Consider the following 25165-nt stretch of genomic DNA (forward strand, 5'->3'; position numbering starts at 1 on the left):
TCATCCGACCCGGTTTCGGCGATACGGTCCGGCCCGGCGCGTTCGCGGGCGGCTCTCCACGGCCGGTCGACGACCGCTACATCATTCCGTCGTTCGTCGAGCGCACCACGTACGGGGTCAAGGAGATGAACCCGTACAACAAGCTCTTCGAAGAGCGGATCATCTTCCTCGGCGTGCAGATCGACGACGCGTCCGCCAACGACGTGATGGCCCAGCTGATCACGCTGGAGTCGATCGACCCCGACCGCGACATCAGCATCTACATCAACTCTCCGGGCGGCTCGTTCACCGCCATGACGGCGATCTACGACACGATGCAGTTCGTCAAGCCCGACATCCAGACCGTGTGCATCGGCCAGGCCGCGTCCGCCGCGGCGGTGCTGCTCGCGGCCGGGACGCCGGGCAAGCGGGCGGCGCTGCCCAACTCGCGGATCCTGATCCACCAGCCCGCGACCGAGGGCACCTACGGCCAGTCCAGCGACATCGAGATCCAGGCCCGCGAGATCATGCGGATCCGCGATCTGCTGGAGACGATCCTCGCCGAGCACAGTGGCAAGAGCATCGACGAGGTCCGCCACGACATCGAGCGCGACAAGATCCTCACGGCGGCCGAGGCCAAGGACTACGGCCTCATCGACGACGTCTTCGCCAGCAGGAAGCGAAAGGCCGAGGTAGTGTCGTCCTGAGACGGCACGAGGACGAGGGAGTCCCCCAGCCCGGTCGTCACACTTCCGGGCGAGGGGCTTTCCAAGTCCGCTGGAGGCGGTAACGTCGAACCCGACGTCGTGAGCCTCCGGGACGCAGACCAGCTGCGCCGCATCCTCCAAGGCTGGCGGCCCCACGAAAAGGAGACGGTTGGGTGGCACGCATCGGCGACGGTGGTGACCTGCTCAAGTGCTCGTTCTGCGGGAAGAGCCAGAAGCAGGTCAAGAAGCTCATCGCGGGTCCGGGCGTGTACATCTGCGACGAGTGCATCGATCTCTGCAACGAGATCATCGAGGAGGAGTTGTCCGAGACCTCCGACCTCAAGTGGGACAACCTGCCCAAGCCGCGGGAGATCTACGAGTTCCTCGACTCCTACGTCATCGGGCAGGAGACGGCGAAGAAGGCACTGTCCGTCGCCGTCTACAACCACTACAAGCGGATCCAGTCGGGTGACAACGGCCGTGACGACCTGGTCGAGCTGGGCAAGTCCAACATCCTGCTCCTCGGTCCCACCGGATCCGGCAAGACGCTGCTCGCGCAGACGCTCGCCAAGCTCCTCAACGTCCCGTTCGCCATCGCGGACGCCACGGCGCTGACGGAGGCGGGCTACGTCGGGGAGGACGTCGAGAACATCCTCCTCAAGCTGATCCAGGCGGCCGACTACGACGTCAAGAAGGCCGAGACCGGGATCATCTACATCGACGAGGTCGACAAGATCGCTCGCAAGAGCGAGAACCCGTCGATCACCCGGGACGTGTCGGGGGAGGGCGTCCAGCAGGCGCTGCTGAAGATCCTCGAGGGCACCACCGCGAGCGTCCCGCCGCAGGGCGGGCGCAAGCACCCGCACCAGGAGTTCATCCAGATCGACACCACGAACGTGCTGTTCATCTGCGGCGGCGCGTTCGCCGGCCTGGAGAAGATCGTCGAGTCCCGGGTCGGCAAGCAGGGCATGGGCTTCGGGGCGCAGATCCGCTCCAAGTCCGACTTCGAGGAGTCCTCGGCCGTGCTCGGCGACGTGATGCCCGAGGACCTGCTGAAGTTCGGCATGATCCCCGAGTTCATCGGCCGGCTCCCGGTGATCACCTCCGTGCACAACCTGGACCGCGAGGCCCTGATCAACATCCTCACCGAGCCGAAGAACGCGCTGGTCCGCCAGTACCACCGCCTCTTCGAGCTCGACGGGGTCGACCTGGAGTTCACCGACGACGCCCTGGAGGCCATCGCCGACCAGGCCATCCTGCGCGGTACCGGGGCCCGCGGCCTCCGCGCGATCATGGAGGAGGTGCTCCTGTCGGTGATGTACGAGGTGCCGAGCCGCCAGGACGTCGCCCGCGTCGTCATCACCCGCGAGGCGGTCCTGGAGCACGTCAACCCGACCCTCGTCCCGCGCGACCGCCCCAAGCGCGAGCCGCGGGAGAAGTCGGCCTGACGCCGCACGAGGCCGGCACGGCACGAGCCTGACAACGCACGAGAGCAGCGGACGCCCCCCGGGGCGCCGCTGCTCTCGGCGTTCCGGCTAGAGCTTGTCTCGAAGTGGCCTCGCTCATGCGCGCGAACGCGTGACCTGCCCGGTGGAGCGAAGCCGGAGGCGAGCGGAACCGGGCGGATCGCGAAGCGATGCCGCGTTCGCTCAGGCCCGGTCACGTAGCGAGCCGCCAGGCGAGCGAAGTGGGCCGGGACGCGGTAACACAGTTAGTTCCGCGTTCCGCCTGAGGTGGTCTTGCGGGACGGGTGGTTTCTGAGGGCGAAGTCGACCGTGTCCAGCGCCCAGGCCCAGGACGCGTCGGCCTCACGCGGAGTGTGGCCGAACGCGCCCGCCAGTTCCAGGCTCACGTAGCCGTGGAAGACGCTGCCGAGGAAGCGCACCGCGTCCGTCTGGTCGGGTTCGGGAAGGTCGTATCCGCGCAGGATCGCCCTCGTCATCTCCGCGTGCCGGGGCCCGGCGCTCGCCGCGGCCGTCTGCGGGTCGAGGTCGAAGCGGGCCGCCGCGTACCGTCCGGGATGCTCCGCCGCGTAGACGCGGTAGGCGCCGGCGCACGCCACGAGCGCGTCCTTGCCCGCGCGCCCCGCCACCGCGCCCGCGACCCGGTCGGCCAGCTCCTCCAGGGCCAGCAGCGCGACCCGCACCTTCAGCTCCCGCGCGTTCTCGATGTGCGCGTACAGGCTCGGGTCCCTGACGCCGAGCCTGCGCGCCACCGCCGAGACGGTCAGCCGGTCGAAGCCGATCTCGTCGGCCAGCTCCGCCGCCGTCCGGGCGAGGCGTTCGGCGGTGATGCCCGCGCGTGCCATGTGTTCTCCGAACCTAGAGTAACTTGGTTGCTGCCTAATTGTATTAGGAAACTAGGAGGCGGACATGACCGAGTGGACCACCACCCCCATCGACGCGCGCCTCGTGCGCGGCGCGCTCGAACTGGAGCGGACCGGGCGCGGAGTGCTGCCGCACCGGCTGCCCCTCGCCGCGCGCGCCCAGTTCCCGGACGAGTACCTCGCGAGGACGGAAGAGCAGCCGTCCGGCGTCCGGCTGGCCTTCCGCACCCGGGCCACCGCCGTGGAACTGGACGTGCTGCCCACCAAAAGGGCCTACGAGGGCACCCCGCCCCAGCCGGACGGCCTCTACGACCTTGTGATCGACGGGCGCCCGGCGGGCCGGGGCAGCGTTCCCGGCGGGAACCTGACCGTCATCGACATGGCGACCCAGAAGGCGGTCACCAGGCCGGGCGAGCCCGGCACCCTGCGGTTCGCGGGCCTGGCCGCCGAGGCCAAGGACGTGGAGATCTGGCTGCCGCAGGTCGAGCCCACCGAGCTGATCGCACTGCGCACCGACGCCCCCGTCGAGCCCGTCCCGGACGACGGGCGCCCCGTGTGGCTGCACCACGGCAGCTCGATCAGCCACGGCTCCACCGCCGCCGGCCCCACCTCCACCTGGCCCGCGGTGGCCGCCGCCCGCGGCGGGGTGAACCTGATCAACCTCGGCTTCGGCGGCAACGCGCTGCTCGACCCGTTCACCGCGCGCGCCATCCGCGACACCCCCGCCGACCTGATCAGCCTCAAGATCGGCATCAACGTCGCGAACGCCGACGCGATGCGGCTGCGCGCGTTCGTGCCGGCCGTGCACGGCTTCCTCGACACCGTCCGCGAGGGGCACCCCGACACGCCGCTGCTGCTCGTCTCGCCGATCCTGTGCCCCGTCCAGGAGCACACGCCGGGGCCGCTGGCCCTCGATCCCGAGGCGCCGCGCCTGAGGTTCCGGGCCACGGGCGACCCGGCGGAGGTCGCGAGCGGGCGCCTGACGCTCACGGTCATCAGGGACGCGCTGGCCGGCATCGCCGAGCGGCGCGCCGCGGACGATCCCCACCTGCACTACCTCGACGGCCGCGCGCTCTACGGCGAGGCCGACTACGCGGAGTTGCCCCTGCCGGACGAGGTCCACCCGGCCCCCGAGAGCCACCGCCGCATCGGAGAACGCTTCGCCGCGCTGGTCTTCGAAGCCGGACAGGGCGCCTTCGCGGCCCGCTGAGCCGGGGGAGGGGCCGGGGTCAGCCGCGGGACTCGCCGAGGCCGGCCTCGCGGGCCAGGACGATGGCCTGGGCGCGGTCGGCGACGTGCAGCTTCATGAAGATGTTCGAGACGTGGTTGCGGACGGTCTTCTGGCTCAGGTAGAGCGTCCCGGCGATCTCGGTGTTGCTGCGGCCCTGCGCGATCAGTTCGAGGACCTCCCGCTCCCGCTCGGTGAGCTGCGGGAACGCGGCCTGCCGCGGGTCGGGCAGTTCGGTGAAGTAGGTGAGCACGCGGCGCGCGATCTCCGGGCCGTAGATGGCCTCGCCCGCCGCGACCGCCTTCACGGCGCGGGCGATCTCCTCCGCGCCCGACTCCTTCAGCAGGTAGCCGCGGGCGCCGGCGCGCATCGCCGCGAAGACCGAGTCGTCGTCGCGGAACATCGTCAGCACCAGCACGCCGATGCGCGGGCTGGTGCGGGTGATGGTGCGGGTCGCCTCGATGCCGTTGCCGCCGGGCATGTGCAGGTCCATGATGACGACGTCCGGCTGCAACTCCGCCGCCAGCCGCACCGCGCCCGGCCCGTTCTCGGCCTCGCCGACGACCTCCACCCCGAGTGCCTGCAGCAGCCCCTTCAGCCCCTGCCGGAACACCGGGTGGTCGTCGGTGATGAGCACCCGGATGGTCTCGGTCATCGCCGCCCGTCTCTTCCGATCGAGGGACGATGATACCCGGCGGCGATCCGGGCGGCGGCGAGCGGGAGGCGGACGGTGACGAGGGTCCCGCCGCCGTTGCGGGACGTGATCGCGCAGCTGCCGCCGACCTCGGCGGCCCACTCCTTCATCGCGGCCAGGCCGCGCCGCGGCCTCGGCTGGCCGCCGTTGCGGGCGGCGTCCGGCAGGCCGGGCCCGGTGTCGGCGACCATCAGGTGGAGGTCGGCGTCGCGGGTCAGCCTGACCGTCGCGGTGCTCTCGGGGGCGTGCAGCCGGACGTTCGTCAGCGCCTCCTGCACGATCCGGTAGGCCGCGACCTCCACCGCGGCCGGCAGCCCCGCGGGCTCGCCGTCGAACCGGACGTCCACCCGCTCGCAGCAGCCCTCGGCGAACGACTCGATCGCGGCGACGAGGCCGAGGTCGTCCAGCGCGGGGGGCCGCAGCCCGTGCGCCAGGTCCCGGATCTCCCCGACGGCCGTCGCCAGCCGGTCCCGGACCTCGGCGAGCAGCGGGTCCATCCGCTCCGGCTCGCCGGCGAGGGTGATGCGGGCCGCGTCCAGCGACATGGCGAGGCTGGCGAGCGTCGGCCCGAGCCCGTCGTGCAGGTCGTGCCGCAGCTGGCGGCGCTCCTCCTCCCGGCTGGCGAGGATGCGCTCCCTGGAGCGCTGCAGGTCGGCGGTGAGACGGCGGAGGTGAGGGATGGTCGCGGCACGTGCCGCCACGGCCCCCGCTGTGAACGCGCCGGCCAGCACGGTGGCGCGTGCCAGTACCGCTCGCATCCCGTCCCTCTCCCTCCGCCCCGCCGTCGAGGAGCTTCGCCGCCAGCCTTTCCGGCGGGGCGACCCGGTGTCAGGTGACCAGTGTCCCGACCGCGGCGGGAAAACGCTCTCTGCCCCGTCCGGCCGCGTGTCGCGGACGTCGCGCATGACGCTGGCCAGGCCGGTCTCCGGCGGGCGGCAGGCCGGGCCGCGCGGCGATCGCGGCCGCGGCCCGGTCGCCGGACGGGCGGGCGGGCGGAGGTTCCGGTCGACCGGATCAGGGTGATCTGCATGGACGTGCGGTGCGCGGCCAGGGCCGCCCGGCGCGGGATTTCTTCGGCGCGACCGGCCGTCTCCGGGGCCGTCCACCCCCGGCGTCCCCGTAGAATCGTCAGCCGTGACACAGCCCAGCACTGAGCGCGGCCAGGGCGCCGCCGCGGACGTCGACCTTCCCACCCAGTACCGGCCGGCCGATGTCGAGGGCCGGCTCTACGAGCGGTGGGTATCGGCGGGGCTGTTCACCGCCGACCCCGAGCGCGCGCCGGAGCGTCCCGCCTTCTCCATCGTGATCCCGCCGCCGAACGTGACCGGCTCGCTGCACATGGGCCACGCCCTCGACCACTCCATCCAGGACACCCTCGTCCGGCGCCGCCGGATGCAGGGCCACGCGGTGGCGTGGGTGCCGGGCATGGACCACGCGGGCATCGCCACGCAGAACGTGGTGGAGCGCGAGCTGGGCAAGGAGGGCCTGTCGCGGCACGACCTCGGGCGGGCCGACTTCGTCGAGCGGGTCTGGCAGTGGAAGGCGGAGTCCGGCGGCCGCATCCTCGGCCAGATGCGCCGGCTCGGCGACAGCGTCGACTGGACGCGCGAGGCGTTCACGATGGACGACGACCGCGCCCGCGCCGTCCGGACGATCTTCAAGCGGCTGTTCGACGACGGCCTGATCTACCGCGCCGAGCGCATCATCAACTGGTGCCCGCGCTGCCTGACGGCGCTGTCGGACATCGAGGTCGAGCACGAGGACGTCGACGGCGAGCTGGTCTCGATCCGGTACGGGTCGGGCGAGGACGAGATCGTCGTCGCGACCACCCGGGCCGAGACGATGCTCGGCGACACCGCCGTGGCCGTCCACCCGGACGACGCCCGGTACGCGCACCTGGTCGGCCGGGAGATCGAGCTCCCGCTGACCGGCCGCCGCATCCCGGTCGTCGCCGACGAGCACGTCGACCCCGCGTTCGGTACCGGCGCCGTCAAGGTGACCCCCGCGCACGACCCGAACGACTTCGAGATCGGGCGGCGGCACTCGCTGCCGTCCCTGTCGGTCATGGACGAGCGGGGCAACGTCACCGCGCCCGGCCCGTTCGAGGGGCTGGACCGGTTCGAGGCGCGCCCGGCGGTCGTGGCCGCGCTGCGCGAGCAGGGCCGGATCGTCAAGGAGGTCCGCCCGTACGAGCACTCGGTCGGGCACTGCCAGCGCTGCTCCACGGTCGTCGAGCCGCGCGTGTCGCTGCAGTGGTTCGTCAAGGTGGAGTCGCTGGCGCGGGCCGCGGGCGACGCCGTCCGCGACGGCCGCGTCAAGATCCACCCGCCGGAGATGGCGTCCCGCTACTTCGAGTGGGTCGACAACATGCACGACTGGTGCATCAGCCGCCAGCTGTGGTGGGGGCACCGGATCCCGGTCTGGTACGGGCCGGAGGGCGAGGTCGCCTGCCCGGGCCCTGACGAGGAGCCGCCCGCCGGGTGGACGCAGGACTCCGACGTCCTCGACACGTGGTTCTCCTCCGCCCTGTGGCCGTTCTCCACGCTCGGCTGGCCGGACGAGACCCCCGACCTGAAGCGCTTCTACCCGACGTCCGTCCTGGTCACGGGCTACGACATCCTGTTCTTCTGGGTCGCCCGCATGATGATGTTCGGGTTGTACGCGATGGACGGCGTCCAGCCGTTCGGCACCATCGCCCTGCACGGGATGGTCCGCGACCAGTTCGGCAAGAAGATGTCCAAGTCGTTCGGGAACGTCATCGACCCGCTCGACTGGATCGACGCCTACGGCGCCGACGCGACCCGCTTCACGCTGCTGCGCGGCGCGAACCCGGGCGGCGACGTCCCGGTGGCCGAGGAGTGGGCGCAGGGCTCGCGCAACTTCTGCAACAAGCTGTGGAACGCGACCCGGTTCGCGCTCATCAACGGCGCGCACACCCGCGGCGCCATGCCCGCCGAGCTCTCCACGATCGACGCCTGGGTGCTGTCCCGGCTGCACACGGTGATCGCCGAGGTCGACGCGCACCTGGAGGCGTTCGACTTCGCGAAGGCGTGCGAGGCGCTCTACCACTTCGCGTGGGACGAGGTCTGCGACTGGTACGTGGAGCTGGCCAAGGTGCAGCTCGCCGACGGGCGCGCCGAGGCGACCCGCCGCGTGCTCGGCGAGGTCTTCGACAACCTGCTGCGGCTGCTGCACCCGGTCGTCCCATTCGTCACCGAGGAGCTGTGGACGTCCCTCACCGGCGCGGAGACGGTCGTCACCGCGCCGTGGCCGGCGGCCGACCCGGCGCGGCGCGACGGCGCCGCCGAGGAGCTCGTCGGCTCGCTCCAGCGGATGGTGACCGAGGTGCGGCGGTTCCGCGCCGACCAGGGCCTCAAGCCGGGTCAGAGGGTCGCCGCGCGGATCGAGTGGAACGGCTCCGCCCTGCACCGCCACGAGGACGGCATCCGCGCGCTGCTGCGCCTCACCGAGCCGGAGGACGGCTTCTCCTCGACGGCGTCCCTGCCGGTCGAGGACGTGAAGGTGCACCTCGACACCGCCGGGGTGATCGACGTGGCGGCGGAGCGCAAGCGGCTGGAGAAGGATCTGGCCGCCGCCCGCAAGGAGGTCGACCAGGCGCGGCGCAAGCTCGGCAACGAGGCGTTCATGGCGAAGGCGCCGGAGGCGGTCGTGGCGAAGAACCGCGACCGGCTCGCCCAGGCGGAGTCCGACATCGGCAGGCTGGAGGCGCAGCTCGCCGCGCTCCCGGCGGGCTGACCCCGTCGCGGCGGGCCGGCCGGGCCGCCTTGACACCGGTGCTGACACGGCGATCCGTCGGCGCGGCGGTGCCCGCCGCAGTTACGATCCGGTAGGGCCTGTGGGCCTTTGCGGTAGATGAACCTTCGGGAGTGCAATGGCCGATTCACCACCTCGGTCCGGCACGTCGGACTCCGCGTCCGGCGACGACCTGGACGCGGCGCAGGTCATCGAGGACGGTTGCGGACCGGAGCCCGCCCCCGCGCCCTTCGGCGGCGCGCGCCCCTGGTGGTCGGTCGACATCGGCGACGGGACCGGCCCGCACGCGATGGTGAACGGCACCGGCCCGCAGGCCATGCCTCCCCTGCGGGAGGTTTCGGGCCCGTCCGCCATGCCGAGGAACGGCACGGGCCCGCACGCGATGCCCGTCTCGGCGAACGGGTCGGGGGCGCTTCCGGTCGTCGGCACGGGCCCGCACGGCGTCATCCGCGGCGGCACCGGCCCGCTGCCGCAGGTCACCGGCGCGTCGCCGGGGGCCGGTGGGCGCATGCCGAAGCTCCTGCTGGCCGCGGGCGCCGTCGTGGCCGCCGGTCTGCTGCTCGTCGCGGGCATGCTGGTGCTGCGGACCGGCGGCGTCGTCAAGGACGCCGAGACTGCGGCCGGCCCCGGACCGTCCAAGAAGGTGGTCAACGCGGGTCCCACGGCCGGGGGCCTGCACAAGGATCCGCTGACCTCGCCGCAGGCGAGCGTCGCGTACCCCTTCGTCGCGGGCGCGGTCGAGGCGGGCGGCGTCCCGGTGGCCAAGAACGGACTCGCCGTCTACACCGAGGAACCGGTGCGCAAGGTCAACGTGCTGTTCGTGGGCGGGACGGGCCGGATCGGCGATCCCGCCGACTTCCTTCAGACGACGCAGCCCAACACGTTCATCGCCGGGCAGGACGCCGATCCGGGCCGCAAGGGCGGCAAGGCGGTCTGCGGCACGTTCGCCGTCCTCGCCGAGACCCACACCTACTGCGCGTGGGCCACCAAGGACTCCTTCGGCGTCATCGCGTCCAACCGGCCCACGGTGAACCCGCAGTTCCCCCTGATGGCCGATCTGATGCACCGCATCAGGAAGGACGTCGAGAAGTCGAAGTGACGTAGAGGCGCTCTGTGTCGGCGCCTACCGCGTCCAGGACGATCCCGGTGAAGTAGACCGTGCCGAGGACGACGACGCGGTGCCCCAGCGTCGCGAGCGACTCGGGTGTGATGGCGGCGGGCCCGACCACGTCCCAGTGGGGCGGCAGGGCGCGGGTGAACCGCAGGTGCGGCATCGGCAGCCGGACGAACGTCACGGGCAGCGCGCCCAGCGCGGCGACGGCGCCGTCCAGGTCCTTGTGGTCGGGGAGGCAGACCACGGCGTGGTCGATCGTCCCCCAGGCCTTCCGGGCGGCGCCGAGGGCGGCGGCGATCCCGGCCCGGTCGATCGCGGAGTCGACCAGCAGCCGCGTGGCCGTCCCGGGCACGGCGTGCCAGGACAGGCGGCCGGGCAGGACGATCGAGGACAGCACGGCCCGCACCGTCCCGGCGGCGGGCTCTTCCGCTCCGGGGACGCGGCGGGCGGCGACCACGCCGAGTTCGGCCGCCGCGCGCCCGAGACCGGCGGGAAGCAGGTCCGGGGGGAGCCCGCTGCCTCCGGGCCCGACGAACTCCACGGCGCCGAGGACCCGCGCGACCTCGGCCGACTGCGGCGCCGACAGGACGCGCGTGCGCGGCCCGGCGACGCCGAGCTTCTCCTCGGCGATCTCCGCCGGGGTGTCGCCGAGCACCCCGGCGTGCTCCCGGAAGACCGGGGTGATCGCGGCGACGTCCGGCGGGAACAGGGCGACCTCGTCCGACCGTCCGCCCATGCCCGCCTCCAGGACCAGCGCGTCCGCACCCACGCGGCGCGCGTGCAGGACGCCCGCGATCGTGAAGAGCCCCGACGGCGACAGGTAGCCGCCGGACGGCGGCGGGAGCGCGGCGACGGCCTCCCCGAGGACGTCCGCCAGGGAGGCGAGCTCCTCGGCGGAGACGGCGCGCCCGTCCACCCTGATGCGGTCGCGGTTGCTGCGCAGCCCGGGACTCGTGACCGTGCACACGCGTAGCCCTGCGGCCCCGAGGAAGGCCGACGCGTAGGTCGCCGCCGTCCCCTTCCCCTTGGAGCCGACGACCGTCAGGACGGGAACGCCCGGTGCCAGGAGGCCCAGTGCGCTCGCGAGGGCGCGGGCCCGCCCGACGTCGCGGGTCTCGCCCGGGGCGCGCCGCTCCCACTCGCGGAAGAACACCTCCATGTCTCCAGTGTGGGCCGTCCCCAGTGTGAGCCGTCTCCGGGTGTGGGCCCGGACGGAGGTGCGCCCACCGCCGAGTAGGCTCTGAGACCGTGAGTCAGGTATCCGAGCCGTCCGATTACAAGGCCACCGTCGGCGCGATCATGGAGCGCGGGGTCGAGTGGGAGATCGACCCGACCCTCGACCGGATCGCCGACCTCGTCGACGTCCTGGGCGGGCCGCACCGCGCGTACCCGGTGATCCACATCGCCGGGACGAACGGCAAGTCCACCACGGCCCGGCTCGTCGAGGCGCTGCTGCGCGAGCGCGGCCTGCGCACCGGGCTCTACACCAGCCCCGAGCTGACGACGCTGCGCGAGCGCATCGCGATCGACGGGGAGCCGATCAGCGAGGAGCGCTTCGTCGAGGCGTTCAACGACGTGTCGCCCTACCTCCAGCTGGTCGACGACAAGCACGGGGCCCGGCTGTCGTTCTTCGAGGTGCTCACCGCGATGGCCTTCGCGGCGTTCGCGGACGCGCCGGTCGACGTGGCGGTGGTCGAGGCGGGCATGGGCGGCGTCTGGGACGCCACGAACGTCGCCGACGGCGCCGTCGCGGTGATCACGCCGATCGGCCTGGACCACACCCGCTACCTGGGCGACACGCTGGAGCAGATCGCGGGGGAGAAGGCGGGCATCATCAAGCCGGGCGCGGTCGCGGTGCTGGCGCAGCAGCCGGTCGAGGCCGCCGAGGTGCTGCTGCGACGGGTCGTGGAGACCGGCGCGACGGCGGCGCGCGAGGGCGTCGAGTACGGCGTGCTCAGCCGGGACGTCGCCGTCGGGGGCCAGCAGGTTTCGCTGCGGGGCCTGCACGGCGTCTACGACGAGATCTTCCTGCCGCTGTTCGGCGAGCACCAGGCGAGCAACGCCGCGACGGCCCTGGCGGCCGTGGAGGCGTTCGCCGGCGGCGCGCCGACCTGGGGCGAGCCGAACCTGGAGGCCGCGACCCGGATCGCGCCCGGCGAGTCCTTCCTCGGCGGCGAGGAGGGGCAGCTCGACCCGGCCCTGGTCCGCAGCGGCTTCGCCAAGTCGGCCTCGCCCGGCCGGCTGGAGGTCGCCCGGACGGGCCCGACCGTCCTGCTGGACTCCGCGCACAACCCCGCCGGGATGGCCGCCACCGTCGCCACGGTCACCGAGTCGTTCGGCTTCACACGGCTCGCCGGGGTCCTCGCCATCGCCGCCGACAAGGACGTCGCCGGGGTCCTCGACCAGCTCGAACCCGTGCTGGCCGAGCTGGTGGTCACCCGCAGCTCCTCGGCGCGCTCGATGCCGCCCGAGGAACTGGCCGAGATCGCCGAGGGGATCTTCGGCGCCGACCGCGTCCATGTCGCCGAGCGGCTGGACGACGCCATCGACCGGGCGATCGGGCTGGCGGAGGAGACCGGCGAGTACCGGGGCGCCGGCGTGCTGATCACCGGCTCGGTGGTCACCGCGGGCGACGCCCGCACCCTGCTGCGCGTCGGGGAAGGCCGGTGACGGGCATGAGCGCGCGGACCGCCGCGAACCCGGCGCGCAGGCTGTTCGCCACGGTGCTGGCGTGCGAGGCCATCGTGATCGCGCTCGCGATCCCGGTGGCGGTGACGGTGCTGGACGTCGGCGGGGCGACCGCCGGCGGCGTCTGCGGCGGGCTGGCCGCCGCATGCGTGGTGCTGGCCGGCCTGCTGCGCTTCCCGTGGGCGGTCCACGCGGGCACGGTCCTCCAGGTGCTGATCATCGCGACCGGGTTCATGGTGCCGGCCATGTTCTTCCTTGGTGTCGTTTTCGGGGCGCTTTGGGGCACGGCCATTTGGCTGGGACGCAAGGTGGGGGGCGCTCAGCCGCGCTAGGTTCGCGAGGACGGCACCATTGCGTCCGCCGATTCTCGCGTATCTCTCTCATCGTCTTATTTGGACATTCTTCCTTTATGGGAAATGTGCGTGCGGCGGATGACGACGTCCTAAGGAGCACGCCGTGTCCTCCCACGCACGCGAACACCCGCCCGGCGACCTCACCGGGACGCGGCCCGCCGGGCCCCCGGCGCGCCCCGCCGAAGGGGCCGTCCGGCGGCGGCTCGCGACGCTCGGCACGCTGCTGCTGACGTTCACCGCCCTGCCCGCGGCCCTCCTGGTGGTGCCCGACGCGTCCGGCGGCGTCGTCCCGGCCGCCGCGAGCGCCCTCGCGCTCGGCGACGCCGAGATCCCCGGGCTGCTGCGCGCCACCGGGCTGTCGCTGCCCGCCCTGCTGGTCACGGTGCCGCTCGCCGCCGTCGCCGCCCGCCGCCTCCCCGCGTGGGGCGTGCTCATGGCAGGGTTCGCGGTGCTGCTCGCGGGCATCGGCGCCGCCCGTCTCGCCGACTCGCTGCCCGACATCGGGACGGTCCGCGCCCTCCAGGGCGCAGGGGCGGGCATCGTGCTGCCCGCGAGCCTCGTCCTGGTGTGGGAACGGCGCAACCCCGCCCTGTCGGCCGCCTGGGCCGGAGCCCTCGCGGGCACGCTGATCCTCGCGATGCCGCTGGCGCTGAAGGCCGTCCCCGTGCCCGCCGACGGCGCCGCCGTCCCCGACTGGCGCGTCGCGCTCGCGCCCTACCCGCTGCTCGCCGTCGCCGCCGCCGGAGCCGCGCTCGCCCACCCCCTCCTGCGGGGACGCCGCCACCGGCGGCCGCCCCCGCTCCGGCGCACCGAGCGCGGGCCGCTGCTCCTCGTGCCCGTCCCGGCGGGCGGCTTCGCCTTCCTCGCCGTCGTCGCCGCGCACGGCTGGTCGCCCGGCGCGCGCCTGCTCCTCGCCGGGCTCACGCTGCTCGCCCTGGCCGGCCTCGCCTTCGCCGGCGCCCGGGCCGCGGCCGCCGGCGGGCCGTCCGGCGGCGCGGTCGTCATGATCGCCGTCGGCCTGCTCTGCCAGCCCGTCGCCGGCCCGCTCGCCGGGCTCGCCGCCGCCGGGACGGGGACCGCCGGCCCGCCGGCCCTCCCGTTCGCCGTGGCGGCCGCCGCCGCCCTCGCCGCCGCGCTCGCGGCCACCCGCACCGGAACGCGCGGCGCCGTCCGCACCGGCTACCTCCTCATGGCCGCCGCCGTGCCGCTCGGCCTCGCGGGCGGCGCCCTCGGCCGCTGGGCGCTGCTCGCCCCCCTCGTCCCCCTCGGCGCCGGCGCGGGGCTGGCCCTCGCCGCCTCGCTGCGGGACGCGAGAGTGGGCGCCGCGCTGTTCGGGCTGTCGCTGTGCTTCCCCGCGGTCCTGGCCGGGCAGCTGCTCGTCCTGTCGCTGCAGGCGGCGCGGCTGCAGCGGTCGCGACCGGTCACCGACGCCCAGCACGTGCACGCGCTCCTCGAGGGCTACCGGATCTGGCTGGCCGTCGCCGGGGTGGTCGCCGTGCTGCTCGCCGGAGCCACCGCCCGCCTGTGCGCCGGACGCGCCGCGACGACGCGCGCACGCGCGCCGCGGCTCTCCGGGAATGCGACCGCGGGCCCGGGAGCCGGGTAGGATTCGCGCGCTTACCTATTCCGATAGTCCTTTAGGAGAAACACCCGTGTCCGAGCGCACTCTTGTCCTGGTCAAGCCCGACGGCGTTCGCCGCGGCGTCGTCGGCGAGGTCATCTCCCGGATCGAGCGCAAGGGCCTGAAGCTCGTCGCGCTGGAACTGCGCACCCTCGCCCGCGAGACCGCCGAGGCGCACTACGAGGAGCACTCCAGCAAGCCGTTCTTCGGCGAGCTGGTCGACTTCATCACCGGCGGCCCGCTCGTCGCCATGGTCGTGGAGGGCCCGCGCGCCATCGAGGCGTTCCGCTCCCTCGCCGGCGCCACCGACCCGGTCAGCGCCACCCCCGGCACCATCCGCGGCGACTTCGCCCTGGAGATCGGCGAGAACATCGTCCACGGCTCCGACTCCACCTACTCCGCCGAGCGCGAGATCAAGCTCTTCTTCCCCGAGGTGTAGTGCTGTTCCAGCCCAGGGGGGCGACCCCCTGGAACCCCCGTCACGAGCCGGGCGATGCTAGCCCAGGGGGGCGACCCCCTGGAACCCCCGTTGCGAGCCGGGCGATCCTCACGCCACGGTGCGGGTTTCCGTGCCCGTGCGGGTTTTCGCGTGGCGCTGCGGTCGCCCGGCTCGGCGGGTCGGGCGACCTCCAGGCGCCTAGAGCGCCTTCCGGCCGCCCGACCCGCGCTGTGTTCGCCCAGGGGGGGCGACCCCCTGGAACCCCCGTTGCGAGCCGGGCGATCCTCACGCCACGGTGCGGGTTTCCGTGCCCGTGCGGGTTTTCGCGTGGCGCTGCGGTCGCCCGGCTCGGCGGGTCGGGCGACCTCCAGGCGCCTAGAGCGCCTTCCGGCCGCCCGACCCGCGCTGTGTTCGCCCAGGGGGGCGACCCCCTGGAACCCCCGTTGCGAGCCGGGCGATCCTCACGCCACGGTGCGGGTTTCCGTGCCCGTGCGGGTTTTCGCGTGGCGCTGTGGTCGCCCGGCTCGGCGGGTCGGGCGACCTCCAGGCGCCCAGGGCGCCTTCCGGCCGCCCGACCCGCGGTGCCGGTCAGGTCTACTCCAAGAGCGTTGGACGGCGATGGTTCGCATCGCTCTTGAACTGAAATCGCCCTGGCCCTGTCGGGAGCGGGGGACCGTCGCTCGTTCCACAATCGGCTTGTAAGCGGGTAAGGGCTGGGACTGCGGTGTCCCGGGCGCCTTCATGAGGCGGTAGATCGTCGGCCCGGGTTCGGCTTTTCCGCGGCCGCGCGGAACAGTGGCCCGGGACGAAACGAACCGTGTTGCGGCGTGGGGGTGTGGCGGGCCGGGGGAAACCCCCTAAGATCCTCGGATACCCGGTGGCGTCGGGCCTGCCGTGGGCGCCGCGCGTCCTTGGCCGAACGTGCCGCCGGGTCAGTCCGCCGGGTTCTCTTTATGGAAAACCGGGCTGGTCAGGACGCGTTTTTTTCGCGACGCGCGGCGCGGGGGTGACTGCCCGCGGAGGTACGCGCACGTTACGATGGACGCGCCGCTCAACACGCCCGTCAATCATGAAGGGCTCCCTTTCTTCATGGGTAACAAGCTGTCGTTTCTTGGCCGTGACATGGCGGTCGATCTCGGTACCGCCAACACCCTGGTGTACGTGCGCGGGCGTGGCATCGTCCTGAACGAACCCTCCGTGGTGGCGATCAATACCAATACCGGGAAGATCGTCGCGGTGGGCATCGAGGCGAAGCGGATGATCGGCCGCACACCGGGCAACATCGTCGCGGTCCGTCCGCTGAAGGACGGCGTCATCGCCGACTTCGACGTCACCGAACGGATGCTGCGCTACTTCATCCAGAAGGTGCACAAGCGCCGGCACTTCGCCAAGCCGCGGATCGTCGTGGCCGTGCCGAGCGGGATCACCGGGGTGGAGCAGCGCGCGGTGAAGGAGGCCGGCTACCAGGCCGGTGCCCGCCGCGTCTACATCATCGAGGAGCCGATGGCAGCCGCGATCGGCGCCGGGCTGCCCGTCTACGAGCCGACCGGCAACATGGTCGTCGACATCGGCGGCGGCACCACCGAGGTGGCGATCATTTCGCTCGGCGGGATCGTCACCAGCCAGTCGGTGCGCGTCGGCGGCGACGAGCTCGACCAGGCCGTGATCTCTTTCTCCAAGAAGGAGTACTCCCTGATGCTCGGGGAACGCACCGCGGAGGAGATCAAGATGGCGATCGGGTCGGCCTATCCCGGCGGCGAGGAAGAACCGCACGCCGAGATCCGGGGCCGCGACCTCGTCAGCGGGCTGCCGAAGACCGTCGTGATCTCCGCCGAGGAGGTCAGGCGGGCGATCGAGGAACCGGTCAACGCCGTGGTGGACGCGGTGAAGACCACCCTCGACAAGTGCCCGCCCGAGCTCTCCGGCGACATCATGGACCGCGGCATCGCGCTCACCGGCGGCGGCGCTCTGCTGAAGAACCTCGACGAACGGCTCCGCGAGGAGACCGGGATGCCCATCCACCTGGTGGACAACCCGCTCGACTCGGTGGTGCTCGGCACGGGCAAGTGCGTCGAGGACTTCGAGTCGCTCCGGCAGGTGCTCGTGCCGGAGCCGCGGCACTGATTCGGACATGGCCGGCCAGGGGGCGTGAGGGGTCGCTCCCCGGGCGGGCCGATTCGGACTTCGTCCGCCGAGGGCGGCAGCGCGCGCCGGGACGCGGGGGCGTCCCTCCTCGTGAGGCACCGGGCTCCCGGCGGACCAGGGAACGGGAGGTCGGTGCGTGAAGGACACCCGGCGCACCCGCGTGGTCCTCGGCGCGTTGCTGGTCGTGGCGCTCGCGATGATCACCATTGACTACCGCGGCGGGCAGGACTCGCCGCTGAGCGGCCTGCGCGGCGTCGGCGCGACGGTGTTCGGACCGGTGGAGCGGGCGTCGGCGTCCGTCGTCCGGCCGGTGGGCAACACCTTCGACGCCGTCACCGACGCGCCGGGCGAGCGCCGCCGCGCCGACCGGCTCGCGCGGCAGAACCAGCGGCTGCGCGAGCAGTTGCGCTCCAGCCGCCTCGACCAGGACCGGTCCGCGCAGCTGCGCAGGCTGCTCGGCACCGCCGGGATGGGCGGCTACAAGATCCACGCCGCGCAGGTGATCTCGGCCGGGCAGGGCTTCGAGGACACCGTCACCATCGACGCCGGCAGCCGCAGCGGCGTCAAGCCCGACATGACCGTGATGAGCGCCGACGGCCTCGTCGGCCGCGTCACCCGCGTCGGGCCCGCGACGGCCACCGTCCTGCTCGCCACCGACCAGACCTCCTCCATCGGCTCCCGCCTCGAGGAGTCCAAGGAGATCGGGATCACCCAGGGCCGGGGCCGCCGCGGCCTCGGCCGGGGCGGCGCGACGCCGCTGCGGTTCCAGCTGCTGGACGCCGCCGCGCCGATCAGGGTCGGCCAGCGGATCGTCACGCTCGGATCGCAGGGGCAGAAGCCCTACGTCCCGGGCGTCCCGATCGGCGCCGTCGAACGGATCGAGCGGTCGACCAGCGGGCTGACCCGTACCGCCTACGTCCGGCCGTTCGTGCGGTTCACGAGCCTCGACGTCGTCGCCGTCGTGGTCGCCCCGCCGAAGACCGACCCGCGGGACGCCGTGCTGCCCCCCAAGCCCCCGCCGCCGCCGACCCCTACCCCGACCGCGACGCCCTCGGCGAGCAAGAGCCCGAAGGCCAAGCCGCGCCGCTCCAAGAGCCCGTCCACGAATCCGACCCGGGGGGACTGACGTGCTGAACCCGCCCGAGGCGTCGCCGGCCGGCCGCGCCGCGGTGACCGCCGTGGTGATCGTCGTGACGCTGATCCTGCAGGTGTCGGTGGCGAACCGGCTGCCGCTGCCCGGCGGCGTCCAGCCCGACCTGGTGCTGCTGGCCGTCGTGGCGCTCGCGCTCGTCGCGGGCTCGATGACCGGGATGGTGGCCGGGTTCCTCGCGGGCCTCGCCGCCGACATCATCCCGCCCGCCGACCACACCATCGGCCGGTACGCGCTCGTCTACTGCCTCATCGGGTACCTGTGCGGCGTCGCGTCCGCCGAGATGGACCGCCAGTCCGCGGTGCCGTTCTTCGCCGTCGCCGCCGGGGCGCTCGCCGGGACCGTGCTGTACGCGGGCACCGGCATGATCCTCGGTGACCCGCGCGCCGGGTGGGCGACCGTGTCGAGCATGGTGCCGCTGCAGGTGCTCTACGACGTCATCGCGAGCCCCTTCGTGGTGTGGGCGGTGCTGCGCGCCACCCGCCGGTACGAACGCGGGGAACGCGCCCGCGGCGACCGCCTCGCCGTGCCCGCCGCCCGCTACCGCGCGATGTCGGGGCGGAGCGGGACCCTGTGAACCCGAGGACCCACTTCCGCCTCGTCGTCCTGTACGTGCTCGTCGCCGCGCTGCTGCTCGTCCTGATCGGGCGGATGTGGGCGCTCCAGGTCCTGGAGGGCGCGCACTACCGGGCCGTCGCGGCCGAGAACCGCACCCGCGACATCGTCGTCCCCGCCACCCGCGGCATGATCCTGGACGACCGCGGCAGGCCCCTCGTGCGCAACCGCAGCGCGCTCGTCGTGTCGGTCGACCGCACCACGCTGTCGCGGCAGAAGGACGGCGGCCAGACCGTCCTCAAGCGGCTCGCCGCAGTGCTCGGGACGTCCCAGGAGGAGATGTCCAAGCGGATCCGGCTGTGCGGGCCCGGCATCAAGCGGCCGTGCTGGCCCGGCTCGCCGTACCAGCCGATCCCGGTCGAGGACCACGTCGACCCCAAGCGCGCGCTGCAGATCATGGAGCGGCAGGAGGACTTCCCGGGGATCACCGCGCAGGTCCAGGCCGTCCGCGACTACCCCGAGCCGGAGGGCGCGCGTCCCGCGCAGCTCCTCGGCTACCTGCAGCCCGTCACGCAGGACGAGCTCGACAAGCGCAAGGGCCTCAAGGTCACCGGCTACAGCGGCGTTGACCTCGTCGGGCGCGACGGCCTGGAGGCGCAGTACGACTCGGCGCTGAGCGGCGAGCCCGGGTTCCGCAAGGTCCTGGTCGACAGCCAGGGCCGCGTCACCGGCACCGCGCGCGAGCAGCCCCCGATCGCCGGCAGCAACCTCGTCACCAGCATCGACGCGGGCGTGCAGGGCGCGGCGGAGAAGGCCCTCAAGAACGCCGTCGACAGCGCGCGCAAGCAGGGCCGCCCCGCCGACGCCGGCGCCGCGGTCGTGATGGACGTGCGCACCGGGCGGATGATCGCGATGGCGAGCTACCCGACCTACGACCCCGGCATCTGGACCGGCGGCATCTCCCAGGACGAGTACGACGCGCTGCTCGGCAAGAAGCAGGGCGAGCCGCTGATCTCCCGGGTCACCCAGGGGCAGTTCGCGCCCGGCTCCACCTTCAAGATCTCCTCGGTGGCCGCCGCGGTGAAGGACGGCAACAGCCTGACCGGCACCTACGACTGCCCCGGCTCCTACAACGTCGGCAACCGCGCCTTCCGCAACTTCGAGGGCGAGGAGCTCGGGGCGATGTCGCTGCACACGGCGCTCGTCAAGTCCTGCGACACGATCTTCTACCGGTTCGCCTACCAGGAGTGGCAGCGCGACGGCGGGATGAAGCCGAAGAAGAACCCCTCGGACCCGATGGTGAAGATGGCCCGCGACTACGGGTTCGGGTCGCGCACGGGCGTCGACCTGCCCAGCGAGAGCGAGGGCCGCATCCCGGACCGGGGGTGGAAGAAGACCTTCTGGGACGCCACCAAGGCCGCCAACTGCAAGGGCGCCAAGACGGGCTATCCGGAGGTCGCCAAGACCGACCCGGCCCGCGCCGCCTACCTGAAGGCCGTCGCGACGGAGAACTGCACCGAGGGCTACGTCTGGCGGCCCGGCGACGCGGCGAACTTCTCGGTCGGGCAGGGCGACGTCCTGGTGACGCCGCTGCAGCTCGTCCGGGCGTACGCGGCCATGGCGAACGGCGGCAAGCTGGTGACCCCGCGGCTCGGCGTCGCGGTCGTGCGTCCCGACGGCTCGATCGTCCGCCGGATCGACGCGCCGGCGCCGCGCAGGCTGCCGGTCGACGGCAAGGTGCTCAAGTACATCCGCGAGTCGCTCGCCGAGGTCACCAAGAGCGGCACGGCGTCCGGGGCGTTCACCGGTTTCGACTTCAAGCGCGTCGACGTCGGCGGCAAGACCGGCACCGCGGAGGTCTACGGCAAGCAGGACACGTCCTGGTTCGCCTCGTTCGGCCCGGTGGACAAGCCGCGCTTCGCGGTGGTCGCGATGGTCTCCCAGGGCGGGCAGGGCGCGCAGACGTCCGCGCCGGCCGTCCGGGAGATCTGGGAGGCCATGTACGGCACGAAGGACCGCAAGGCGATCCTCCAGGACGGGAGGCTCCCGTCCGAGCTGCCGCGGATGCCCGCCGAGGGGACCGCCCCATGATCACTGGTTCCGGGGTCGGCAGCGTCGACGCCTACGCCGCGCACCGGTCGTGGACCAGCAGGCTCGCCGGGCTGCGCCGGCTCGACCTGCCGATGCTGCTGGCCGTGCTGGCGCTGTCGGCGGTGGGCGCGCTGCTGGTGCGCTCGGCCACCTTCCACCTGCTGACCGAGCAGGGCAAGGACCCCGAGGGCTTCCTCAAGCGGCACATCCTGAACCTGATCATCGGGTTCATGCTCGGCGGCCTGGTCACCGTGCTCGACTACCGGCTCCTGCGCGCCTACGTCCCCATCCTGTACGGGCTGGCGTGCGTGGGGCTGCTGGCCGTGCTGACCCCGCTCGGCTCGACGATCAACGGCTCGCACTCGTGGATCGTGATCGGCGGCGGCTTCCAGGTGCAGCCGTCGGAGTTCGCGAAGGTCGGGCTCGTGGTGCTGCTGGCGATGATCCTCGGCGAGCCGCGCGACGGGGAGATCGGCCCCGGCCGGCGGGACGTGCTGCTCGCGCTCGTGCTCGCCGGGGTGCCCGGCATGCTGATCATGCTGCAGCCCGACCTCGGCACCACGCTGGTGTTCATCGCGGTGGTGCTCGGCATGCTGGCGATCTCCGGGGCGCAGAAGCGCTGGCTCGTCGGGCTGGTCGGCGGCGGCGTCGCCGCGGGCGCCGCCGTGTTCTTCTTCGGGCTGCTGAAGGCCTACCAGATCGCCCGGTTCACCGCGTTCCTGAACCCCGAGGCCGACCCGCGCGGCGCCGGCTACAACGCCCAGCAGGCCCGCATCGCGATCGGCTCGGGCGGGGCGTTCGGCAAGGGCCTGTTCCACGGCGAGCAGACCGGCGGCCACTTCGTCCCCGAGCAGCAGACCGACTTCATCTTCACGGTGGCGGGGGAGGAGCTCGGCTTCGTCGGCGCCGCCGTCATCATCGCGCTGCTCGGCGTGGTGCTGTGGCGCGGGCTGCGCATCGCCACCCAGGCCGCCGACCTGTTCGGGACGCTCGTCGCCACCGGCGTCGTGTGCTGGCTGGGGTTCCAGACGTTCGAGAACGTCGGGATGACGATCGGGATCATGCCGATCACCGGGCTGCCGCTGCCGTTCGTGTCCTACGGCGGGTCCGCGACGTTCGCGAACATGATCGCCTTCGGCCTGCTGCAGGCCGTCCACGTGCGCCGCCGCCCGTTCGATTAGCGCCCGGCGACCGCGTAGGCTGGACGTTCATCCCACGTCCCCTGCACGGAGGGTTCCGTCATGCCGGTCGAGTCGCTCTTCCCGCGCCTGGAGCCGCTGCTCCCGAGCGTGCAGAAGCCGATTCAGTACGTTGGCGGCGAGCTGAACTCCCAGCTCAAGGACTGGGACGCGACCACCGTCCGGTGGGCGCTGATGTACCCGGACGCCTACGAGGTGGGGCTGCCGAACCAGGGCGTCCAGATCCTCTACGAGATCCTCAACGAGCGCGACGGCGTCCTGGCCGAGCGCACGTACTCGGTGTGGCCCGACATGGAGGCCGTCATGCGGGAGCACGGCATCCCGCAGTTCACCGTCGACGCGCACCGGCCGGTCGCCGCCTTCGACGTGTTCGGCGTGTCGTTCTCCACCGAACTCGGCTACACCAACCTGCTGACGGCGCTCGACCTCGCGGGCATCCCGCTGGAGTCCGCCGACCGCACCGGCGACCACCCGATCGTGATCGCGGGCGGGCACGCCGCGTTCAACCCCGAGCCGATCGCCGACTTCGTCGACGCCGCCGTCCTCGGCGACGGCGAGGAGATCGCGCTCGCCATCACCGAGGTCGTCCGCGAGTGGAAGGCCGAGGGCGAGCCCGGCGGGCGGGACGGCCTGCTCCTGCGCCTCGCGGCGTCCGGCGGCGTGTACGTCCCGCGCTTCTACGACGTGACCTACCTGCCCGACGGCCGCATCCAGCGGGTCGCGCCGAACCGTCCGGGCGTCCCGTGGCGGATCGAGAAGCACACCGTCATGGACCTCGACCAGTGGCCGTACCCGAAGAAGCCCCTGGTCCCGCTCGCCGAGACCGTGCACGAGCGGTTCAGCGTGGAGATCTTCCGCGGCTGCACCCGCGGCTGCCGGTTCTGCCAGGCCGGAATGATCACCCGCCCGGTCCGGGAGCGGTCGATCACCACGATCGGCGACATGGTGGAGCAGGGGCTCACCGAGTCCGGCTTCCAGGAGGTCGGGCTGCTCAGCCTGTCCAGCGCCGACCACAGCGAGATCGGCGAGGTCGCCAAGGGCCTCGCCGACCGCTACGAGGGCACCAACACCTCGCTGTCGCTGCCGTCCACGCGGGTGGACGCCTTCAACATCACGCTCGCCAACGAGTTCTCCCGCGGCGGCCGCCGCTCCGGCCTGACGTTCGCGCCGGAGGGCGGCTCCGAGCGGATGCGCAAGGTGATCAACAAGATGGTCACCGAGGACGACCTGATCCGCACGGTCAGCACCGCCTACGAGAACGGCTGGCGGCAGGTCAAGCTGTACTTCATGTGCGGCCTGCCCACCGAGGAGGACGAGGACGTCCTCGCCATCGCCGACATGGCCAAGCGGGTCATCAAGGCCGGGCGGGACGCCACCGGCCGCAAGGACATCCGCTGCACCGTGTCCATCGGCGGGTTCGTGCCGAAGCCGCACACCCCGTTCCAGTGGGCCGCGCAGTGCGACCACGAGACCGTCGACCGCCGCCTGCGCGCCCTCAAGGACGCCCTGCGCGGCGACAAGGAGTACGGGCGCGCCATCGGCCTGCGCTACCACGACGGCCAGCCGTCGATCGTCGAGGGCCTGCTGTCGCGCGGCGACCGGCGCGTCGGCAAGGTCATCCGCGCCGTCTGGGAGGACGGCGGCCGCTTCGACGGCTGGAGCGAGCACTTCTCCTACGAGCGGTGGACGGCCTGCGCCGAGAAGGCCCTGGCCGGAGAGCCCGTCGACCTCGCCTGGTACACCGTCCGGGAGCGCGAGGAGGTCGAGGTGCTGCCCTGGGACCACCTCGACGCGGGCCTCGACCGCGAGTGGCTCTGGCAGGACTGGCAGGACGCCGTCGACGAGACCGAGGTCGAGGACTGCCGCTGGACGCCGTGCTACGACTGCGGCGTCTGCCCCACGATGGGCACCGAGATCCAGATCGGCCCGACCGGCAGGAAGTTGCTCCCACTGAACGTGGTGTAGCCGAATTCGACCGCTTCGTCCCTTGAGCTGCAAGGGTTCCGGGCCTACGGGGGCGGTGCCTGGCCGAACCGGGTCCGGCGCCCCGTACTCTATAGGGAGACCTTTATTTCGACTCGACACGAGTAGGAAGGACCAGAACCCTGGCACCCATGCCGGAGGGTCCGGCGCCGGCCCCCGTGACCCAGCGTCTGCGCGTCCGCTACGCCAAGCGGGGCAGGCTGCGGTTCACGAGCCATCGCGACATATCCCGGGCCGTGGAACGCGCCGTACGGCGCGCCGGGATCCCCGTCGCGTTCAGCGCCGGATTCACCCCCCACCCGAAGATCTCGTATGCGGGTGCGGCGGCGACAGGGGTGGCCAGTGAGGCCGAATACCTCGAACTCGGGCTCACCGAGACCCGCGACCCTGCGCGGGTGCGAGCCGATCTCGACGCGGCCCTGCCTCCCGGACTCGACGTCCTCGACGTCGTGCCGGTACGGGCGGGACGCGGCGACGCCCCGGTGAAGCCGGGCGCGTTCACCGATCGGCTCGAGGCGTCCGAATGGCGGATCCGGCTGGACGGCGTCGCCGAAAGCGACGCCGCCGCGGCCGTGGCCGCCTTCATGGGCGCCGAGAACATCGAGGTGGAACGCCTCACGAAGAAGGGACGGCGCCGTTTCGACGTGCGCGCCGCCGTGTCCGCCTGCGAGCTGGACCGGCGTGCCGCCGAGACGGCGGATGCCCCTTGTGCGATACTTCGAATGGTTGTTCGGCATTCCACACCCGCCGTTCGACCCGACGACATCCTCACCGGACTGCGCCAGGTCGCCGACCTCGCGCCGCCGTCACCGCCGCTGGTGACCAGGCTGGCGCAGGGGCCCCTCGACGCGGACACCGGTGGCCTCGCGGATCCCCTGGATCCCGACCGGGAGACCGGCCTGCCGTCCGGCGACGACGCCGATACGGCCCACGGCCGTGAGCGGCCGCGGTCCGGGGACACCGCGAGCGCGGATGCCGTCAGCGCCTGACCGTGGAACCGAAGCCGTGGAAGCACGGAACCGGTCCCGCAGGGTACGGAAGGCGCACCCCCGACGACTTCGTCGTCATGACCGGGCACCGTCCGGTCACGACGACACCGACTGACGAGGTGCTCTCGTG

General features: G+C 72.7%; 20 protein-coding genes. 16 read left to right on the plus strand and 4 right to left on the minus strand.

The window, feature by feature from the left end:
- Window positions 1-80: 80 nt before the first annotated feature.
- Both BJY14_RS32240 and clpX read left to right on the plus strand, forming a co-directional pair.
- Window positions 81-686: an ATP-dependent Clp protease proteolytic subunit gene (locus BJY14_RS32240; RefSeq protein ID WP_179849775.1), complete on the plus strand. Its 606-nt coding sequence runs from the start codon at window positions 81-83 to the stop codon at window positions 684-686.
- A 173-nt stretch (window positions 687-859) separates the two neighbouring features.
- On the plus strand, window positions 860-2134 hold the full coding sequence (gene clpX, locus BJY14_RS32245; RefSeq protein WP_179847057.1) for an ATP-dependent Clp protease ATP-binding subunit ClpX: 1275 nt from the start codon (window positions 860-862) through the stop codon (window positions 2132-2134).
- A gap of 263 nt (window positions 2135-2397) precedes the next feature.
- Here the strand turns inward: clpX and BJY14_RS32250 are convergent, their stop codons facing one another.
- Complete coding sequence (locus tag BJY14_RS32250; protein ID WP_179847058.1) at window positions 2398-2994, minus strand: TetR/AcrR family transcriptional regulator; 597 nt, start codon at window positions 2992-2994, stop codon at window positions 2398-2400.
- 64 nt (window positions 2995-3058) lie between these two features.
- Between BJY14_RS32250 and BJY14_RS32255 the strand changes: the two genes are divergently transcribed.
- Entirely contained in the window at window positions 3059-4222 is a 1164-nt protein-coding gene (locus tag BJY14_RS32255) for an SGNH/GDSL hydrolase family protein (RefSeq protein WP_179847059.1), read from the plus strand.
- Between the two features lie 19 nt (window positions 4223-4241).
- Here BJY14_RS32255 and BJY14_RS32260 read toward each other — a convergent pair whose 3' ends face one another.
- Both BJY14_RS32260 and BJY14_RS32265 read right to left on the minus strand, forming a co-directional pair.
- On the minus strand, window positions 4242-4895 hold the full coding sequence (locus tag BJY14_RS32260; RefSeq protein WP_179847060.1) for a response regulator transcription factor: 654 nt from the start codon (window positions 4893-4895) through the stop codon (window positions 4242-4244).
- Window positions 4892-5692, minus strand: a complete 801-nt coding sequence (locus BJY14_RS32265; RefSeq protein ID WP_179847061.1) for a sensor histidine kinase — start codon at window positions 5690-5692, stop codon at window positions 4892-4894. The genes BJY14_RS32260 and BJY14_RS32265 overlap by 4 nt, the downstream gene beginning before the upstream one ends.
- A 376-nt stretch (window positions 5693-6068) precedes the next feature.
- Between BJY14_RS32265 and BJY14_RS32270 the strand changes: the two genes are divergently transcribed.
- Both BJY14_RS32270 and BJY14_RS32275 read left to right on the plus strand, forming a co-directional pair.
- Window positions 6069-8690 (plus strand): valine--tRNA ligase, encoded by a 2622-nt coding sequence (locus BJY14_RS32270; RefSeq protein ID WP_179847062.1) that lies wholly within the window; start codon window positions 6069-6071, stop codon window positions 8688-8690.
- 136 nt (window positions 8691-8826) lie between these two features.
- Window positions 8827-9807 carry a hypothetical protein gene (locus BJY14_RS32275; RefSeq protein WP_179847063.1) on the plus strand — a complete coding sequence of 327 codons (981 nt, stop codon included), beginning with the start codon at window positions 8827-8829 and terminating at the stop codon, window positions 9805-9807.
- On the opposite strand, the gene BJY14_RS32280 is transcribed toward BJY14_RS32275, so the two are convergent.
- On the minus strand, window positions 9779-10981 hold the full coding sequence (locus tag BJY14_RS32280; protein ID WP_179847064.1) for a folylpolyglutamate synthase/dihydrofolate synthase family protein: 1203 nt from the start codon (window positions 10979-10981) through the stop codon (window positions 9779-9781). The two genes, BJY14_RS32275 and BJY14_RS32280, sit on opposite strands and share 29 nt — an antisense overlap.
- 89 nt (window positions 10982-11070) lie before the next feature.
- Between BJY14_RS32280 and BJY14_RS32285 the strand changes: the two genes are divergently transcribed.
- The 11 genes from BJY14_RS32285 (at window position 11071) to BJY14_RS32335 (ending at window position 25035) form a co-directional block, all read left to right on the plus strand.
- Window positions 11071-12492 (plus strand): bifunctional folylpolyglutamate synthase/dihydrofolate synthase, encoded by a 1422-nt coding sequence (locus tag BJY14_RS32285; protein WP_376770021.1) that lies wholly within the window; start codon window positions 11071-11073, stop codon window positions 12490-12492.
- A 5-nt stretch (window positions 12493-12497) separates the two neighbouring features.
- A complete protein-coding gene (locus BJY14_RS32290) occupies window positions 12498-12842 on the plus strand; it encodes a DUF4233 domain-containing protein (protein ID WP_179847065.1) in 345 nt (114 codons plus the stop codon).
- Window positions 12843-12966: 124 nt separating this feature from the next.
- Complete coding sequence (locus BJY14_RS32295) at window positions 12967-14469, plus strand: hypothetical protein (protein WP_179847066.1); 1503 nt, start codon at window positions 12967-12969, stop codon at window positions 14467-14469.
- Window positions 14470-14515: 46 nt separating this feature from the next.
- Window positions 14516-14923 carry a nucleoside-diphosphate kinase gene (ndk, locus tag BJY14_RS32300; protein ID WP_179847067.1) on the plus strand — a complete coding sequence of 136 codons (408 nt, stop codon included), beginning with the start codon at window positions 14516-14518 and terminating at the stop codon, window positions 14921-14923.
- 1089 nt (window positions 14924-16012) lie between these two features.
- A complete protein-coding gene (locus BJY14_RS32305) occupies window positions 16013-17047 on the plus strand; it encodes a rod shape-determining protein (RefSeq protein ID WP_132197821.1) in 1035 nt (344 codons plus the stop codon).
- A 157-nt stretch (window positions 17048-17204) separates the two neighbouring features.
- Window positions 17205-18194: a rod shape-determining protein MreC gene (mreC, locus tag BJY14_RS32310; protein ID WP_179847068.1), complete on the plus strand. Its 990-nt coding sequence runs from the start codon at window positions 17205-17207 to the stop codon at window positions 18192-18194.
- Window position 18195: 1 nt separating this feature from the next.
- Window positions 18196-18795 (plus strand): rod shape-determining protein MreD, encoded by a 600-nt coding sequence (mreD, locus tag BJY14_RS32315; protein WP_179847069.1) that lies wholly within the window; start codon window positions 18196-18198, stop codon window positions 18793-18795.
- Complete coding sequence (gene mrdA, locus BJY14_RS32320) at window positions 18792-20864, plus strand: penicillin-binding protein 2 (RefSeq protein ID WP_179847070.1); 2073 nt, start codon at window positions 18792-18794, stop codon at window positions 20862-20864. The genes mreD and mrdA overlap by 4 nt, the downstream gene beginning before the upstream one ends.
- Window positions 20861-22045 (plus strand): rod shape-determining protein RodA, encoded by a 1185-nt coding sequence (gene rodA, locus BJY14_RS32325; RefSeq protein WP_179847071.1) that lies wholly within the window; start codon window positions 20861-20863, stop codon window positions 22043-22045. The genes mrdA and rodA overlap by 4 nt, the downstream gene beginning before the upstream one ends.
- Before the next feature lie 60 nt (window positions 22046-22105).
- Window positions 22106-24028, plus strand: coding sequence for a TIGR03960 family B12-binding radical SAM protein (locus BJY14_RS32330; protein WP_179847072.1), 1923 nt, complete (start codon window positions 22106-22108; stop codon window positions 24026-24028).
- Window positions 24029-24177: 149 nt separating this feature from the next.
- Window positions 24178-25035 (plus strand): TIGR03936 family radical SAM-associated protein, encoded by an 858-nt coding sequence (locus tag BJY14_RS32335; protein WP_179847073.1) that lies wholly within the window; start codon window positions 24178-24180, stop codon window positions 25033-25035.
- Window positions 25036-25165 lie beyond the last annotated feature (130 nt).

It is taken from the genome of Actinomadura luteofluorescens (assembly GCF_013409365.1).
GTDB lineage: Bacteria > Actinomycetota > Actinomycetes > Streptosporangiales > Streptosporangiaceae > Spirillospora > Spirillospora luteofluorescens.

Bases quoted from the DNA above. Each gene is read 5' to 3' on its own strand.
- BJY14_RS32250 (WP_179847058.1), bottom strand. From the start codon at position 2,994: ATGGCACGCGCGGGCATCACCGCCGAACGCCTCGCCCGGACGGCGGCG.
- BJY14_RS32255 (WP_179847059.1), top strand. From the start codon at position 3,059: ATGACCGAGTGGACCACCACCCCCATCGACGCGCGCCTCGTGCGCGGC.
- BJY14_RS32260 (WP_179847060.1), bottom strand. From the start codon at position 4,895: ATGACCGAGACCATCCGGGTGCTCATCACCGACGACCACCCGGTGTTC.
- BJY14_RS32265 (WP_179847061.1), bottom strand. From the start codon at position 5,692: ATGCGAGCGGTACTGGCACGCGCCACCGTGCTGGCCGGCGCGTTCACA.
- BJY14_RS32275 (WP_179847063.1), top strand. From the start codon at position 8,827: ATGGCCGATTCACCACCTCGGTCCGGCACGTCGGACTCCGCGTCCGGC.
- BJY14_RS32280 (WP_179847064.1), bottom strand. From the start codon at position 10,981: ATGGAGGTGTTCTTCCGCGAGTGGGAGCGGCGCGCCCCGGGCGAGACC.
- BJY14_RS32290 (WP_179847065.1), top strand. From the start codon at position 12,498: ATGAGCGCGCGGACCGCCGCGAACCCGGCGCGCAGGCTGTTCGCCACG.
- BJY14_RS32305 (WP_132197821.1), top strand. From the start codon at position 16,013: ATGGGTAACAAGCTGTCGTTTCTTGGCCGTGACATGGCGGTCGATCTC.
- rodA (WP_179847071.1), top strand. From the start codon at position 20,861: ATGATCACTGGTTCCGGGGTCGGCAGCGTCGACGCCTACGCCGCGCAC.
- BJY14_RS32330 (WP_179847072.1), top strand. From the start codon at position 22,106: ATGCCGGTCGAGTCGCTCTTCCCGCGCCTGGAGCCGCTGCTCCCGAGC.
- BJY14_RS32335 (WP_179847073.1), top strand. From the start codon at position 24,178: ATGCCGGAGGGTCCGGCGCCGGCCCCCGTGACCCAGCGTCTGCGCGTC.